We start from the raw sequence: 18411 nt of genomic DNA, 5'->3' as shown, positions 1-18411 counted from the left end.
CTATTGAAATGTTGGTCTAAAATTTTAACATTTGCTGAGGCTTAATTTCTATCTCTCTTCACTCTCTATCATATATGTTACTTAATATCTAATAGAATAATAAGACCATAATACCAGTAATATCAAGACTTAAGAGCATATTGCACCATGTTGGAGTATGCGCAGTTTGCGCTATTGAAAATGCGGGTCTACAAAATTTAACCTAAAATTTTAAAAAAATAACCTTTCAAAACACTTGACTATCCTGTCATTTAGAAGTATAATTGATAATAAGCAATAACTGAGAGAAAACTCATTAAATCCTTGGTTGCTGGCGGATAGCTTCTGCCAGCTTCTCTTACCAAGCCAATCCAAGAGACAATAATCCATCCATGTGATGGAACGAGAATAAGAGAATATCAAAATGACCTCAAAAAATGAAGACTTCGCTTTTACTGGCGATACTGGAGACCTAGACGTGCTCCTTAACGATTACAAGCTGTCAGAATCAGCAATGCGTTTCCCGAACGTAAATTCTATCCTAATCCCAAAGAAAGCCGAATATAACCTAAGAAGATACTGCAAAGACCTGCTTAGAACCGTAGACCCAAATGTTGATACAGCCGTTGAAAAGTGTCTTGTGTTCCTATCCAACCTAGCCAGCACCTACTACACGGAGTCCAAATGGAAAGCCCTTAACGCTACGATACTGCACGAGCAGTCCAAAAATACCGACAATACCTTTATCTACACCAAGATAATCAATGTACTGACCACTGGAACACGTACAGGTGCGTTTATCGAAGTTGACAAGAGTTATCAAGTGGGTTTCGAGTCCAAGAAGTTCCGATTAACCCAGACTTACCTAAAAGTGAGACTCGTTGAATACATTATCAAGGATACAGGAATCATCCGAAACCGTAATAAGATATACTATAAGCAGTTCTGTGAAGCCTTGGCACATCCAATCTGTTCCAACCTCATTAGGATGTATCCAAAGATTGATTTGCCTACCAGCGAAGAACTACTCCTTATTGGAAAACAATTGGTCAACGAGGGTCGCACTACAAAAAAAGGCAAAATCCTAACTGTACGGAACAAACACAAAGACCACTATTGGTTAGATGTGAAAAACAGGAGCTTTGTTGAAGATAACATCAAGCTCTTTGAGTTCCTAACGGGTCGTGGCTTTATGATTCCTTCTGCTGGCGATATCTCTAGCGGTGGTCGTGTCGTGGACAGCTTTAGCCTTATGCCAGCTTGGATACGTGAACAGATTACCGTTGATGGCAAGAAACTGCCTGAGTTCGATTTTATCTGTTTGCATCCCAATGAAATCATCAAGTTATATGATGGCTCAGCAAGCTACCTCACACATCAAATGGTCGCTGAACGTACAGGAATTGACCTTAAAGATGTTAAGATTGAACACCTAAGCTTTTTCAATAAAAAATGGGACGATATGCGCCAATCTCCGTTGTTTGGCTACTATTCATCAAACGAACCAGATATGCTTGCTAGAATCTACCGAGATAAAAACGAGTATGGTCACAAGATTACCTCTCAAAAGATGTTTGCCGTTGAAGTGGATATTATGAGCGCAGTTATCAGAGATTTGAACGCTAAAGGCGTTTATGTGCTGTACGTATATGATGCGTTGATGTGTGAAGAAAAAGACAGCGAATTGGTAGCTGAGACCATGAACCGTATTATTCTGGAACATGGCGTTAAGACAAGTGTTAAAAATGATTCTTTAGTAAATAATGTTGATTTGATTGAATCAAGGCATGAGCCGGCAACGGCTCATATTTCAAAATACACTCTTCATGAAATTGTAAACTTGTATGAAGTGTTGCCTCAGTTGTCATTTGACGTTGAAGATATTTTGAAAATCATTTCTGGAATCGATAACTCCAACGTAGAAATGGCTGAACTTGTGGATTATTTTAATAGACAGAATACTCAGCAAAAGTATAATGATTATGATGGAGTTCCGATAACAGCATCAATGATTTCTAAATTAAATGGTTTGATAAAACCTTAAATAACCAAATAAGCGTTAATCCTGCTCCGCAGGATCGACGCTTATTTATTATAAAATGTTTAAAATATTTTTATGATTTCACCAACACATCTGTAACACCAAGTCTGGTTTAAGTCCATTTTTTTTGATTTAAGACATTATAAAATAAAAAAACAGCCTAAAGGCTGTTTTAATTTTTATGCGATATTAATATAAATCATTGATAATCTGTAAATGTGTCATGCAATAATTAACCACCAACACATCTGATACATTACCTAAATAGTTGATTATCTGCAATTGTCAGATACAAAAATTGACCATCAACACATCTGATACATTACCACGGGGGTTCATATATGTTGTAGTAATGCTTTTTTTGCGTTGTATGACACTAAATATTCTGGATGTACTGTATATTCTTTAATTATATTATTGATTTTAGAATTCTTAAATTTTGACAAATAATAGAATGCTGAAACCAATTTATACACATAATAAGCATCACTTTTATTATCTATGTTCTTAAATAATTTGATAGCTATATCAATCATATCAGTACTTTTTTTATCAATTTCAAAAATTGAAGAGGCAATAATCAGCTTATCCATATCATTGGCACATGTTATTATCAACTCTTTCAATATGGGCAATGCTTTTCTTGATTTTAAATATGCCAATGTCTCAATAATTAAAGAATCAAAATCTTTATCTTCTATAAAATTCAGTTTATTAATAAGTATATTTTCTAAATCCCCTTTTTCTTCTTTAGTTAATTTATTTATTAATTCAATATTACTAAATCCATTCCTATGCTTATAATCCAGAGGTGGGATAATTTTATCGATTTCCATATTATAATTTTGTGTAAATTATTTTAACGCCTTTTTTTTCTAATATTGGTCTCTCAACATTTAGCCAAATAGATTCTGCTGTTGGATTATTGATAAAAACCCTTACTGTACTTCCTTCTGGAATACTTTTTGCGAGAGTAGTAGATAATCTTGCCCACATAGGCTTTGCTTCTGACCAAGGTATGTTTTTACTTGTTATTAGTTTTTGTAAGTTAATACCAGCTCTTGTCTGCCCTAAAGTTTTATATCCTTGTTTAAGAGCAAGTGCTTCAGCTCCTTCACCAGAAAAAAAAACTATTCCTTTACTTGTCCCAACTTCAGGACCACTAAGTGGGAGTGTTATTATTGTAGAAAGATATTCTAATATTTTTAGATTTCCATCATTAAAATAATTTGTGACATCGAAAAAAAATTCTCTATCTACATTGCTTTGTTCAGCTTCTTTTGCACTTTTAGGAACTCTTTTAAAAACTGACTTTAAATAATCAAATATACTACTCGTTGTTGGAGGGTCTCCAGGCCCACTTGAATTGCTTTCAGAATTACCACCACTACTTCCGTCACTTTGAGTTCTGTAGTCATCACTCCAATGCCCTCCATTTTGATTTAAAAATTTACTATGAAAAAAAGTATTAGCTTCCATTCCATCGGGGTCTACAAAATATACTGGATTATTAAGAGCATATGTGTATGGTGAAAAACGTCTAGAGGTCTCTGCCAATGGGTCAATATTCATCCAGCGACCAAGTGCAGGGTCATAATTTCTCGCCCCATAGTCATATAAATTTAATTGGTTTCCACCAATCATCTCATCTTGGAGTTCTTTTCCGTTGTACTTATATTTATTGGTATTCGCTGCATAATCATTATACCCCTTGTGTTTTAATCCAAAAGGATAATAATTATTCTCTTCGATAATTTCAAGAACTTGTGTCGTTGGGTTTTTAGCGTAACTTAAACGTATGTTACCCAAATGATCTTTATACTGAAACACATATGAAAGTGCACCAGCTGTATTTTTTACATATCCTTCAGCTGTCGGGAAAAATTCTAATACATTATTTTTATATTGAAATCCTCCCAAATAATTGGTACTCGTTGTAACGGTTCCTATCGTTACAATTTTTTCCAGTTTCTGTCCTGCAGCGTTGTAAATATAATCAATGGTTCCTGTTGTTCCAAATGTAATTTTCTTTGGTAAATTTAACTGATTATAAGTAATAGCGGTAATATTTTTATTTTTATCGGTGATCATATTGCCGTACAGATCATAGGTATAATCATCGCCTGTTTTATTCACATCGTTAAAACCGCTGGTGTTATTGGCATTGTCTGTCACTTTGCCCAACTGATTGGAGTTTGTGGGATAAGTATACGCCAAATTATCAATCTCAATAATTCCAACCTGAGGATCAATATCTCCTTTTCTTACCAAAGACGTGATATTTCCATTTTTGTCATAGGTCAGGTTTTCGTCATAGGCATTGGTGGTCAGTCCGCTTTTTTCATAAACCGCATTTTTTAAACGGTTCAGGTTGTCGTATTTGTATCCATAGGCACGCTCAATATTGTCTGATCCTGTCCTCCAGAATGTCTCGGAAATGTTTCCATTGTAAAGTCCAGTAACTCCGGTAATTCCGGCCTGAATTGTATTATAATTGATCTTGAAAGCAAATAGATCTTTTGCTTCAGTGCCCTGCTGTAAATTGTCTGTTTTATTAATTTCTGTTAACCAGCCTCTGATATTATAATTAAAATCTACTTTCTGCAAGGGAGCCCCTGTGCTATTACCTACACTTTTGCTCATCAGCTGTCCTAATGCATCATAAGTATTGGCGGCCATGAGCTGTATAGCCCCTCCATTAATTTGATGGGTATGGGTCAATAAACGATCCTGAGGCGAATAGGTAAAAACTTCTTTTACTGTAAGTTCTGTGTCTGAAGCAGTACGTTTGTGCCTGCTGACCGTAGACATTGTTTTACCCAAAAAATCAAGACTACTGTCGGTATAGGTATAACCTCCTAAATGGTTTTGTGTATAATTTCGTATCGGTCTTGCTTTGCTGTCATAGAATGTAGCACTGGTTTCACCTGCTATTGAAGCCGGTGTAGAAACGGCTCTGGTCCAGCTTCCCGTTGCCAAGGTTTTAACATTCACTAATACCGTTTGAGATTCTACTGTCGTTGGTACTGCCGGAGCATTAGGAAAAGTATAATTATCATAATAATTTACTGTCAATAGCTTGAAACTCGTTGGTGCAATGGCATTACTGTAATAAGCAGCAATGCCGTCGATAGTGCCGGATGTTTGCTTCGTTTCGAATAAAGTCGCTGCCGCATTTTGAGTGGTCTGCAAAGAGTATCTTGCTGCTGAACTTACCGCCTGACTGCTCCAGCCGGTATAAATGGGACGGTTAAAAGCATCATATTTCGTAATAAGCCAGCCCACAGCAGTGTCATCTTTAAAAGGTGATAATGCCGGACCCGTTGCTACCGGACGGTCTAATTTATCGTAGACAATAAATTCCCAGTCTTTGCCTGGCAATTTTTTCTCTACAAGGCGATTGCGATAATCGTATTTATATTGATAACATAAATTATTCAGAACATTTGGAGTATCAGTAGTGATGATTCCGTCTGCTTTGGGTGGAATTACATAAGTCAGATTTCCGTATATATCATAGACATAATAGGTATCATGCTTAACTCCTGCATCATAGGTTCTCTTAAGAACAACCTGTCCTTCTTTATTTTTAAACTCTACTGTCGAACCACTGCTTTCTGTTGGGGCCGCAATAGTGTTTTCATCAAAGGTTACCGTTTTATAAAGTTGATTGACAGCATAATTATTTGCTCCTGCATCAACAAATCCTATTTCGTATAATCCTGATCCAGCAGTCCAGGTTGTTGTAGCCTTGTATAATTTTACTTCGGTCGCTGTATTGGTCTGGTAATCCATCTTAATTTCATGACCACCACCCATTGCCCAGGAAGCTCCAGGTGCAGCTTGTTTTAAAACTCGATTTATTGGAGCAGGTTCTAAACTTTTTTCCGAAAAATAATTAGAGGTGTTATTGTATTTTGCCGTATTGTAGGTACTATTTAAGGAAGCCAATGAAGATGCAATCGCGATTCTAGGATACGCAATTGTAGCATTAGCTAACGGATAGGGCAGATACTCTTTTATTTGTCTTCCGTAACTGTCATATTCCATTGGAGTAATTATATCTTCGCCATTTCCTCCCTGCCCTGCTGCTACTTTTTGTACAGGACGTCCCAGTCCGTCAAAATAAGTGATGCTTTGACTGACATCATCCTTTGACAACGAGGTTAGGTTAGACACCTGAATGCCTCTTTTCGGAACAGCGGTGTAGATAAAGTTATCATCGCTGAAAGTTTGGCTCTTTATACTTATACTGATAAATAATAAAGCAAAGATTAAAATATATTTTTTCATGTCAGGGCTTTAAAATGATACAATTTCTGCATTGCTTAACGCAGGAACTGCAACGGTAAATGTCTTTGATGTTTCTCCATTTAATAATTCAAGAACTACACTCTTGTAATTGGTAGGATTTGTCGCAGTGTCATACACAATTTCTATATTAAATGTATGTCCAGTGTGGTTTGAAGAAGAGGCCGTTAAGGTCACAAACATCTTTTTTAGCAGTATATCCTGAACTCCTACAGCATTAAATGTAACACCTGTACAAGTTCCGTTAGCATTGGCATAGGCCTGACCGTCTAAATTAAATTTAGTAAGTCCTTTTGCATCAGCATCGGCCTGCGAAATAGTAGAAGTAACTGCACCTGCTGCCTGACTATAGGTAACGCTCGAAGCGATCATTCCGGCAGCACAATTGTTTCTGGTAAAGGAACCGCTTCTGGCGATACTGCTATACACCACCACATTTGCCAAAATATTACAGTCTATTACCTGCCCTTTATAATTGTAACAATATTTTTGAGCCACATTCAAATCTTTGTCAATAATATGCTTTAATCGGTTTGAGGTATCGTACTCATAATAGGTTGGAATTCCTTTTGAGTCTGTAATACTGGTAACACCAATAAGTGGATTGTATGTATAGGTACTGACCATGAATTGTGGAAAAGAAGTTCTTAAAGTGGTCAGCGCTTTTCTTAGAAGCTCTTCCTTGCAGTTCGCGGCAGGCATACAATTATCGTTGTCCGCATTAGATAAATTTTGCAGATTCAGCACGCTGGCCTCTATTGCACTGTATGCTGCATTTTCTACCTTGGCAATAGGCTGCGTTTTATTATACCCCCAGATAATAGAAACAGGCATACCGCTCTCTGTAGTATACTGGAGTAAATTTCCTTTATCATCATATTTGTCGTACGTAATTTTCTTCTCAAGGTTGCCTACACCAGTTATCAAAGGAAAGGTATTAGGAAACTTTGCACTGTAAATTATTTTCGGCAACAGTAAATTGCTTGTCGCTGTACTGTTATCATACACCGTCAGCTGTTCTGATAATTTAGTTGTTGCATTGAAAGTTTGGGTCTGCAGCGGCTGCATCGTATTGCTGGCAATAAGCTGGCTTCTGAAGGGCTGGCTGGCCATTTCAGCATCAGGTGCGTAAAAAAACTTGCTCTGAAGGGTTTCTCCCTTTGAATTCGTTGAAGTCTGAGAACTCAGCAAATGGTGACTTGGAGACGCATAATAATATTTAGTCGTATTCACTATGGGATTTCCCTTAAAATATTCTGTTTCTATTGTTTCTGTTTTCGCACGAATTATACAGTGGTTAAAGTATTTTTCTATTTTAAGCTTGGCTCTTATATTACAAATTAGTGTATTGCAGCCTACATACTCAACATTATTAGTAACATGCTCTAAATCCATAGCACTGAAATGAGTATCTGTCTTTATTCCAGTTGCTACATTATAGTTAAAAAAAGAAACATCACTTACTACTTCATATTTGGTTTTGATCGATTTAGCAGGAACATAAATACCACCCTGAAAGTTATAAATAATCGTTTCTTCCAGTTTTCCGTCATGCCAGCCCACAGGATTAGAACGCGTAGTATTATCCAAATATAATCTGTGAACGATTACCGGCTGGTCTGCTGTACCATCGTTTACATAATATCTATTTTCCGTTGCATTTTTATTGGCTAAAATAGCCGATACTGTCTCATAATTTATCCTGTTTCCTCGGGAAGCGAGCCCGCCAAGATAATTATTTGTCCCAAAAGTTATTACATTTTTGCAATCAACAAGTGTCCATGTCGATCTTCCCTCAGGGAAGCATTTTTGTGATACGCAATCATCAAACCATGGAGAATAAAAATAATTGTGATGCAATGAAGTTCGGCCTGATGTTAAATCAGTAACTTTATTATATACATAATCGGTCTTGTTGTACATGACACCATTAGCATCGTAATCAGCAATTGATTGTACACGTGCACCGCCGTAGTTCACAACAGTAGGTTCTTGTACATAATATGAATTGTATTCTACAATTATGTTTCCTCTTACGTCATCAAAATTTGTTGATACGCCATAGGTTACCGAATACTGCTGGCCAGATACGGTTGAGATTGGAAGAAAAATTGAGCCATTAATAGCGTCTGCCCCGTCTTCAATATAAACTGTTTCATTGGATAAGAAATGCTGATCAAAATCGTTTACTTTAGAATATAAAACTACCCCTGTTGTTACATTTTTAATGGTCAGACTATGCCTGTCATGCAAGAAATCAATATCATTTGTACTGCAGGAATTTGCAACTGCCTGAGCTAAAACAGATATAGGAGATCCGTTTGCTGTAAAAGTTAGGGTTCTTGAAGCCAAATCTCCTGCGACAGTCTGGCAGAGCGCTTTGCGGACGTCAAGAGACTGCATGGTTACCTTTTTCACGTTTAGTGTCTCCAGATTTAAATTGTTCTCATAATTGATCACTGAATAACCTTTGGTTGGATAAGTAATTTTATTGAGAACTCCGTATAATGATTTTACGGGATCAATGCTTCTATCTGCTTTGTCAATTAAACCAAGAAACTTATTCTTCATCCAAGATTTACTTGGATTGTCTGATTGACCATCATAATTTACATTTAAAAGAGAAGCCACTGTATTTCCATTGCTATAGCCATAAATATCCTGGCTGTAAGAAGTCCTTGGACTGATTCCGTTTATAGTATTATAATCAAATTGCTGTATTGAATTATTTTTATAGATAATTTTTTGAAGAAATGCTCTCTTTTTATTCTCTAAAGTATTGGTATTCGGTACATTTAATGAGTTATTAAGCGAATACACATATTCAAAATTAATTTTGTCCACATCCTGAAAACCGTCATTTACAATCATTTCACTGAGCAGATGTCCGGCATAATAGTCGGCTCGCTGCGTTAAATAATTAAATTTCACCTTTGAAGTTCCAAAATCGATCTGCGTCAATACTTTAGCATTGCTTGTCGTGAAATTAGTCAGACAGTCTGATATTATTCCAGCAGGGGGGCATCCTGGGCTATCTTCCTGCACATTGTAAACCACCATTTGTGAATAATCAAAAGGATAATATTTAAAAATGGTTTTATATGTAAATTTAACCACCTGGCCGTTAGATTCAATCTCTTTTAAATGCCAGCTTGTAGGTATGGGTTCCATATAATTTTTGGCACAGTCTCCTGCTATTTCAGAGCTTTCCACAAACTCAGCACTTCCGCCAAACGTATATTTCAGACCATCAGGTGTTATAAAAGTGAATTTAAGGTAATTATAGGCGCCAATTACAACTTTCTCGAAAGAGGCTTTTATTTCATTTTCATCTGTATCCAAATAAATTTGATTGTTTTCAATATAAAAGCTCCCGCTATGCCCATTAAAATTAAAACTGAAAGCATCCTGCTCGGTATCAAGTTTGTTATAGTAGTGACCTCCTGCATTATTATATATCGTATTCCACAGGTCCATGGCTTTCTGTTTTATATTGGTTAAATAATACGCATCTGTATAGTTGCCTCCAATAATTTCATCAATGACCGCAGTTTCCGGCCTGTATTTTACTGTTGCCGCAAACTCATCCGGCTGGTCCTTAACTACTCTGGTAATCATACCTCCCGCCATTAGATTCCAACCCATACCGGCAATACCGGCAATGTCATTTACCTTAACCCCATCGGTATAATAATTCAGGGAAACAGGCACGTTTATTCCTGCATGTTTTATGGAATATAATGGGGCAGTGTATGCAAAACCTCCACTATTATTACTCATTTCCAAACCTCCGTATTTGGTAAAATTATAATTATCCATTGAAGGCGGAAGAACATTAGGTTTTTCTGGCTGTGCTACAGCAAGAAATGTATTTAACACAAAAACCAGCATTAATACTGTTTTTGAATGAACACTTAATTTATTTATTCCAAAACGCTGACTTATTGATTTTATATATGGATGCATACTGCTTTTAATTAACTGATTTGATAACTTTAACCGATTCTGTTTTTACATCGGTTTTGATATTGATAATGTAGATTCCTTCTGAATATTTGCTTAAATCTACCGGCACTGTTCTGCTTGAAATACTGAATTCCTGCAGAACCCGGCCGGTCATATCAACTAAAGTGGCGGTTCCTTCTTTAAAATCATAACCAATAATTACATTGGTATATGATTTTACCGGATTAGGAATAGCCTCTATACTGGCTTTGATTTTCTCCACTTTTGTTTTGTCTTTTAATTTAACCACCCAAAAATCATTGCTTCCTACATTAGAGTTTTTGTCTTTTGAAGAATTTGAATTAGAAGTTCCCGCCATCAAATATCCGCCGTCCCGCGTTTCAATTAATTTTCGAAGAATGTCTTCTCCGCTGCTTCCAACAGTTTTATTCCAGAGTTCTTCTCCTTTGTCATCGATTTTAAGGGCTATGTAATCGTTAACACCGTCTTTATCGGGATTTACTCCAACAGCTTTAGCAACAGTATTTGCCACAGAACGGTTTGCTTCTGTTTTCGCATAACCTCCAATTAAAAAGGTATGATCTACATTTTCAACCAAAGAAGTCAGAATATCTACTTTTCCAAAATCGTAGGTTTTACTCCAGTCGACACTTCCTGCACGGTCTATTTTCAGAATCCAAAAATCAGTTCCATTGCTGACTATACCGCCTTGTGGAGTTAATGCATTTGTACTGCTTGAATTCCCTCCAATAATGAAACCTTCATCAGAAGTCTGATGAACTACATAAGGCTGATCATCACCATCCGCACCATAAGTGTTTTGCCATTGAATTTCACCTGTATCATTTATTTTTACGATCCAGTAGTCTCCAGCCCCTTTATTGTTGTCTGTTTTTTCTCCAGAAATTGGAGAATTAGAATAACCTGCTAAAATATATCCATTGTCAAGAGTCTGCTCCATGCTTCGCAGCAAATCGGAATATTGTCCTCCATAGGTCTTTTGCCATTCGATACTACCCTCTTTACTTAGCTTCACAACCCAATAATCCATATTGCCTCTGCTTTTTTCTGATTTATTAAATAAATCTGCTTTGGTAGTGGCAGTTGATTTCCCTTCTGGTTTAGTATTTGAAATTGTTGGAGGATTAGAACTTGAAGAACCTCCTAAAATATAGCCACCGTCTTTAGTTTGGAAAGCACATAAGAGTTCGTCCTGGCCATTTCCTCCAATTGTTCTCTGCCACTGTTCTTCTCCTGAAGCATCTAGTTTTATGATCCAGAAATCCGTTATCCCTTTACAGTCTTCTCCTTTTTGAAAACCGCTTCCTGAACTTGATGTACCGGCTAAAATAAATCCGCCATCTTTAGTTCCTTTAATACTTTGGAGTAAATCAAAACCATTTCCGCCAATGCTTTTCTGCCAGTCGAGTTCTCCTTTTTCATTCATTTTCCAGATCCAATAATCCAGATCTCCATGATTATCATCCGCTTTACTTCCAGTTTTGTCAGATACAGAGCTGCCAGCCAATATAAATCCATAATCGGCAGTGGGCTGGGCATCAAATAAATAATCTGCATGAATGCCTCCGTAAGATTTTTCCCAAAGAATGTCTTGAGAAAATGTAAACAACGGCAGGAAAACAGGAATTAGTAGGTAAAGTTTTTTCATATGCAATTTGTAGGTTAAGCTTCGCGAAATTTATTTTTGTTCGCAAATCTAAGTTAGACATTTGTTAAAATTTTACGGAAACCCACATTTTGAGATATATTACTCAATCATGCCAATAAAGATGCTGATTTAAAAAAAATTATGGAAACAAAAAAAACATCAAAAATCAAAATTGAAATTGATGGTTTTAAATTTTTTAAAAGGACAATTATGTACTCGTATTTTTTAAATCATGGATAAAACGGTTCGAGAATTATCCCGTTAGGGCTACTAAGACAAAAAGCTGCAGAGAAATCTGGAGCTTTTTTTGTTTTAACCCTCTTTATCAACATCCGTCTCATTCCCGAGCGGGACGCTTGCTACAATAGGTTTTTTATTCTATTCCCATTTTGTTTTGTGTACAATCAATGTACAAACTATTGTTTAAAAATACTTTGTTTCCGAGCATTCCCGTCATGCCAGAAAATTTCATCATTGTGTATTGGGTTTGCGAAAATCCCTCTACATAAGTAACATTATTTAAAGGTATTTCGTGGCTGAAAAATTCAATTTTTTGGTTGCAGTTTGCTGTATATGCAGTCAAAACTTTATCCCACGATTGTGATTTTTCTATATTTATTTTTGAATTGGGTAATTTCAAGTTTTGCCATACTTCTTTGTTGGTTAATAATTCATAGGCGCTTGTACCCGAATCAAATAAAAAATTTTCCTCTTTCTTTTTTAATAAACCTCTAATGATTATTTTTCTTTTTTTGAATTTAAAATCAAACAGTTTAGCCTGAAACTGAGATGGCACTTTAGATAAATTTAAAGCAATATAATTTTCTTTAAAATTGATAAGTGTCTTTCTATTTTCTAAAATATCTGCCCCAATCGTCCCAATTATTTTTATGGAATCATTGTCATTATTTCCGTGATCATAAATTTTAAATTTATCGGAAGTAATTTCTGTTTTTCCTATATAGAAAGAGGCTTTTGCAAGTTCTTTATTCACCGAGATTTGCCCTATTTTTTTTATTGAATTTGAATAAAATATGGTATAAGGCGAACCCGTGTCAAATTGCAAATAATAAGTTATTGTATCATTCGAAAAATGTAAAGGAAGCAATAAAACATTTTTTTCTGTACCCAACCATGTTAATGGCACAAAACCACTTTCATTGTTTACTTTCAAATAATTTTTTTCCGGAGTGAATTTTTGGTCAAAATAAATATAGCCTCCAAGTACAGCTAAAATCAAAACGACCAAAATGGTCAAAACAATTTTCTTTAAAACTTTCATTAGATTATTTTTTTTGCAAACTTCTGTTTTACAAAACAATTTATTTGCAAAAGGAATACGTCAATTTTACGCCAATCTACCGATAAATTTTATAAATAATTAATTTTTAGCATTTTACACAAATCGTTTTTTGTGTTTAAACTTATACCGTTTACAATAACTACCAATAGTTTCAGACAAATAATTAATAATAATGGAAATATAAAAAGCGGAAAATGCAGTGATAATCCCTTTTGAATGAATGGACTTACTATTTGAGAAACAGCAAGTGTAACAGCAATTAGAATTTGAACACTCACTATATTTTTTCCAAGCTCTTTGTTTTTGGTATCTTTTGTTTTGTAGGTCAAAATTAATGGGAATACAACTCCTCCAAAAGGTATCAGAAGGCCAAATAAACTAGACAAATTAATCAATTTTGCTCTATCAAGTTTTGCAATTTCTTTGGAAGGAATTAGTTTTTCAGGTTGAGTTTCAAAGGCATTTGCAAGTGCCTTCAATGTAAATCCTTTTGGAATGTTTCCCGCTTCAATCCTTTGAATTGTCCTTAGCGAAAGTCCGCTTTTTTCAGCAAGTTCAGTTTGGGTTAAGTTTTTCTCTTCTCTTAAATGTTGAACTATAGATTTCATTTTCGTTTTGTTTGTGGTTCTGGTAAACATTCTGCTAAGGTTCTGGTAATAAAGGGGATTTGGCACTAAATTAATCCCATTATTCGGATTTTCCAAATCATCTCAAATGCAAAACCAACTTTTTATTAAACCTATTACCAAAATCCGTTACACTAGCAGTTAACTGTTCGATTTGCGTTCTTTTCCCTTAAAATTATTTAGTCATTTCTTTTCAATTTTCCACTAAAAAAAAGCTGTCCGAAAAAGGAATTTGATTAAAGCGAATAGATTTTATTTTGAATTGCGAAATTAATATGATACTTATTTTTTTTAAATCGTCCATAAAATGGTTCCAGAATTGCCCCTTTAGAGCTACTTAAGTCAAAGCTTCAGAGAAAGCTGGAGCTTTTTTGTTTTAATCCTCTTTGTCAATATCCCGTCGCATTCAAGAGCGGGATGCTAAAGCCAGCAAGGGGTAAATTCCCCACTTATTTATTCTACTTCAAAGTCAAACATATTTTTTTATGACTCACTCTAATATGAATATCTCACCGTTTCGTAAAACACTGTAAATCAAAACAAGTCTATATTTATCAAATAAATAACATATTCATAAAAACAACATACTTTAAGAAAAACATTTAAAATATTTGAAATTACATTGTTTTTTAATCATCTTTGGGAGAACTACTTTCATAACCAATTACTATTCGAAAATATAGTAAGGAGCTTACAGAATTTGCTATTACAATTAAATAAAAGATCACAAAAATGGAACAAACAAATACTAAAAATAATGAGTTTTTTAATATTTCCTTACTTCAAATTTTTACTGTTTTAAAAAAGGAGCATAAAACAATTTTACTAGTTACTTTACTTTTTTCAATTATTGGATTTTTTTATGCATTAAACATGCCAAAAGAATATATTTCTACTGGTAAAATCATGCCCGAAGTTGCCTACAAACCTTCCAGTGGTATGGGAGGGCTATACGAATTATTGAAAAAATATAATGGAAATATTGATTTATACAATACCGAAATCACCAACTCAGAACTTTATTCCGAAATTCTTAAGACAAGTGACTTTTACCATTATATTCTTACCAGAAATGTAAAAACGAGTGATCACCGAGAAATAAGTTTTAAATCTTATTATTACTACAATATCGAAAATAAGAAATCCTTACCTGCGAAAGGAAAATCAAATTCCATTACTAATAATAAAATAGATGATTATAGTGCTATAGAGGATATTCAAAGAAGAATTCTAATAATTAATGCCAAAAAGAATAGTGTTATTTTAGTTACTGCAAAAATGCCCGATCCTACAGTTTCTGCAGAGATTACAAATTTTACAATTACTTATCTTATCGATTATATTACCAAATATCGCACAGAGAAAGCGCGCCAGGAATTATATTTTATAGAAAATTTACAGAAAAATATTTTACTGGATTCATCAGCAAATGCGGTTATTACCAAAGAAATTCAGAATAGTTTATCAGCATCAATTGTACAAATGAAAATAAAAATACAAGAAGATACTCCAATTTTTCAAGTACTGGAAAAAGGACAAATTCCTGCGGTGAACAGCAATACTCCAACCAGTATAATTCTTATTGTATTTATTTTTATTGGCTTTCTAATTGGAATTTTGATTAGCTTTTTAATGAATAGCAATTACAAAATGCTATTTAAGTTAAATTAAATAACTATAAACAAAAATAAATTATAATCGTGTCAATGGACTAATCTTTTCTTTTATAAGCTGTTTGTAAAGTAATATTGCACAATAAAAGTCTGTAACAACAATAATCAACAGAATTAATCTCATTAAAGAATTATTCCATATATACAAATCAGAGGTGGTTAAGATTTGGAAAAAACATAAAAAATTCCCCATCATTATTGTGCAAGCAATTATAAAGGACTGCCCTTCAGAATTACCACGTTGAAAAAACATGGCCAACCTGCATATAGACATAAACACACACGTTAAAACTGAGAAAAAAATACTTATGTCTGTATCTGGAAGCTTATCCAAAATATGAGCAAAAAATTGATGTCCAAAATAATTAATTAAAATACCTGCCAAAAATGCTAAAACACTTATAATATACCACTGTTTTTTTTCTAAGTGATAAAATTTATTAAAAGAAGGATATCCGTATTTGAAATAAGTATATACGATACCCAGATCCAGGAAAAACCAAGTATAACTAAATAGTAAATTAAAGCGGTCACAAAAAGAAAAAACAAATTCCACACCTAAATTTAAGGCAAGCGGTACAAGAGGCATACCATAACTTTTGTCTTTTAATCCTCTATAAATTATAAGTATATAAGCAAGAACCCAACACATTTCTCCCAAAAGTCCACATATGTTAAAAAAATCGTATTTCATTTTAATTTAAAAAATTTAATCATATTAAACAAAGTAGGCACATTAAATAAAATTATAGAAAGTACCAGTAGTATTCCATTTTGAGAATTCTTTATTGTAAGTAAACCCAAAAGTGTAAAAGGAAGAATCGTTATGTAAAAATCAAAAAACAAACTTCTGGATTTACAACTTTTTAACGGTTCGAAAAAATAAAATTTTATCTTGAAAAAAACTTTAAGTATAACCAATAACAAGATATAAATTAAAGTTGGAGCTATTAAGATGCGCCAATCTATTGTCCACATAAATATTATAAAAGAAAGAATTTCAAATATCAAGATAAATACCTTAAACATATCCCTTGTGGGTTGAACAGTATTATTTACAAATGTAGGAACACCTGCCTTTATATCATTTTCATAATCATCGTATTGATGAATGATTAATGAACGCATCCCAAAGGAAAAGAACATCCAAAAACTTCCGCTGATTATCCATATTAAATTACTATTTATATCGCCTTTATACAAAAAAGAAAAAATAAAAAGGCTTGGGAAAAATTGAGAACCCAAACCATCAAAAACGACCCCCAGATAAGTCTTCTCCTTAAAACGAAATTGTTTACAAGAATAAATATAAAAACAAATCCAGCTTAACCAATAAAAAACTAAAGCACGAAAATTAGGTAATAAAAAATAAGAATATAAAATGCCTAATAACAATGCAGCTAGTAAAATTAAAAATTGATAATTCTGTGGTATATTGATCATTTTATTTTCTTTCCCTGCTATAAAATCATCTTGCTGATCGTAATAATTGTTAATCAAACTTGCAAATACAGCAATTGTTATTATTCCAAATAAAAGAAACAAAATGAGGAAAATTTCTTCTTTAATATCTCCTATACTTTCTTTTATAAAATACAAATAAATCAAAACCAAAAATGGTGGCAATTTGAACCACCAAGTGGTTAGTCTAATATGTTTAAAAAAATTCATTAATTTTTATTAAAAGTAAATTGAATGTTTCTGGTAATTTGTTTTTGAACTCCTCTTCCAAGAGCTTTAAAAAACAACTGAGGTTCTTTAACAACGTGAACGAAAAGCTCTTTCATTTCTGTTCCAAAATTACCTTCTAATAGCATTAAATATGATATTAAGATTTTATTCTGAAAGACTTTCAAGTAAATCATATTACGTTCCTGTTTATCCAAATATGAATTAAATTTTGAAAGAATTAAATACAAATCCTTAATATGTAATTGTCTAAATGCAATTCCCTTTCTGCCATCACTAATATTGGTGGAATCCCTATTTTTTTTCCAATAAACTTCTTTGGTAAAACCTACTCTGCAATTTAGATTTTTAAAAATCATTTCGAGTTGTAAAACCCAATCGTCCCCTATATTTACCTGTGCATTCCAACCAAAAGGGATAGATTCTTTTTTCACAATTAAACCGGAACTTGGAGCAATGGGATCAATTAGTAAAACTTTTCTAAATTCAGAATAACTAAAAACATAACAGTCTTTATTTGGAATATTTTTATTTTTTAAAAGATTAGAAAAAACATTCGCATAGTATTTTTCAACACTGTTGTGCTCCCAATTAGAAAAAAATAAATCTAAATTATGTTTCAACATAAACCCTACACTTTTTTCAAGATATTTATCGTGCCAAATATCATCCGAATCAAGAGGTGCGATTATTTCTCCTTTTGCATAATGTAATCCTACATTTCTTGTATCTGCTTGTCCTGAATGTACTTTTTGAATAAATAAAATCTTATTTCCAAAAGCAGTAACTACATCTTTTGTATCATCAGCTGAACCATCATCTACAATAATAATTTCAATATTTTTATAAGTTTGATTTATGGCAGACTCAACTGCAGCAAGTAAAGAATAGGAACGATTATAAGTTGGTATAATAACCGAAACAAGAGGAGAATTAGCAGTATTAGTATTATTCACAGAAGAAATTGGCTTTGGTATAAAGTGGTTATAGTAATGCAATTTAATCAAATATTTTAGATATCTGATAAAATGAATAATTATTAAAAAACGAAGAATTCAATTTAAAACTTCCAAGTAAATATATTATGTTAACTATTTGTCGCAGATACATCTGTCATTAAAAATTCATGATTTTTAAACAAATAAAGGTTTGTA

11 protein-coding genes are annotated in these 18411 nt (G+C 33.6%); 2 read left to right on the top strand and 9 right to left on the bottom strand.

The window, feature by feature from the left end:
* Window positions 1-403 precede the first annotated feature (403 nt).
* Window positions 404-2023, top strand: coding sequence for a hypothetical protein (locus AC3ITQ_RS09790; RefSeq protein ID WP_489238441.1), 1620 nt, complete (start codon window positions 404-406; stop codon window positions 2021-2023).
* Window positions 2024-2355: 332 nt separating this feature from the next.
* Here the strand turns inward: AC3ITQ_RS09790 and AC3ITQ_RS09785 are convergent, their stop codons facing one another.
* The 6 genes from AC3ITQ_RS09785 to AC3ITQ_RS09760 form a co-directional block, all read right to left on the bottom strand.
* Window positions 2356-2856: a hypothetical protein gene (locus AC3ITQ_RS09785; RefSeq protein WP_489238439.1), complete on the bottom strand. Its 501-nt coding sequence runs from the start codon at window positions 2854-2856 to the stop codon at window positions 2356-2358.
* Between the two features lies 1 nt (window position 2857).
* On the bottom strand, window positions 2858-6313 hold the full coding sequence (locus AC3ITQ_RS09780) for a DUF6443 domain-containing protein (protein WP_489238437.1): 3456 nt from the start codon (window positions 6311-6313) through the stop codon (window positions 2858-2860).
* A 9-nt stretch (window positions 6314-6322) separates the two neighbouring features.
* Window positions 6323-10297, bottom strand: coding sequence for a DUF5977 domain-containing protein (locus AC3ITQ_RS09775; protein WP_489238367.1), 3975 nt, complete (start codon window positions 10295-10297; stop codon window positions 6323-6325).
* Window positions 10298-10304: 7 nt separating this feature from the next.
* On the bottom strand, window positions 10305-11966 hold the full coding sequence (locus tag AC3ITQ_RS09770; RefSeq protein WP_489238435.1) for a T9SS type A sorting domain-containing protein: 1662 nt from the start codon (window positions 11964-11966) through the stop codon (window positions 10305-10307).
* 373 nt (window positions 11967-12339) lie between these two features.
* The gene (locus AC3ITQ_RS09765) at window positions 12340-13248 is read right to left on the bottom strand and encodes a hypothetical protein (RefSeq protein WP_489238434.1); all 909 of its coding nucleotides are present in this window, start codon (window positions 13246-13248) and stop codon (window positions 12340-12342) included.
* An 89-nt stretch (window positions 13249-13337) separates the two neighbouring features.
* On the bottom strand, window positions 13338-13877 hold the full coding sequence (locus tag AC3ITQ_RS09760) for a helix-turn-helix domain-containing protein (RefSeq protein WP_489238433.1): 540 nt from the start codon (window positions 13875-13877) through the stop codon (window positions 13338-13340).
* Between the two features lie 750 nt (window positions 13878-14627).
* Between AC3ITQ_RS09760 and AC3ITQ_RS09755 the strand changes: the two genes are divergently transcribed.
* A complete protein-coding gene (locus AC3ITQ_RS09755) occupies window positions 14628-15566 on the top strand; it encodes a Wzz/FepE/Etk N-terminal domain-containing protein (RefSeq protein WP_489238431.1) in 939 nt (312 codons plus the stop codon).
* Between the two features lie 21 nt (window positions 15567-15587).
* On the opposite strand, the gene AC3ITQ_RS09750 is transcribed toward AC3ITQ_RS09755, so the two are convergent.
* From AC3ITQ_RS09750 to AC3ITQ_RS09740, 3 genes are read right to left on the bottom strand one after another with little or no spacing between them, the layout of a single operon-like run.
* Window positions 15588-16262: a transmembrane-type terpene cyclase gene (locus AC3ITQ_RS09750; RefSeq protein WP_489238429.1), complete on the bottom strand. Its 675-nt coding sequence runs from the start codon at window positions 16260-16262 to the stop codon at window positions 15588-15590.
* Window positions 16259-17239 (bottom strand): UbiA family prenyltransferase, encoded by a 981-nt coding sequence (locus AC3ITQ_RS09745; RefSeq protein WP_489238427.1) that lies wholly within the window; start codon window positions 17237-17239, stop codon window positions 16259-16261. The genes AC3ITQ_RS09750 and AC3ITQ_RS09745 overlap by 4 nt, the downstream gene beginning before the upstream one ends.
* Entirely contained in the window at window positions 17239-18213 is a 975-nt protein-coding gene (locus AC3ITQ_RS09740) for a glycosyltransferase family 2 protein (protein WP_489238426.1), read from the bottom strand. The genes AC3ITQ_RS09745 and AC3ITQ_RS09740 overlap by 1 nt, the downstream gene beginning before the upstream one ends.
* Window positions 18214-18411 lie beyond the last annotated feature (198 nt).

The organism is Flavobacterium sp. KH_001, from assembly GCF_057840745.1.
Note: the sequence above shows the minus strand (reverse complement) of the source record. Positions and strands in the feature narration are given on the sequence as shown.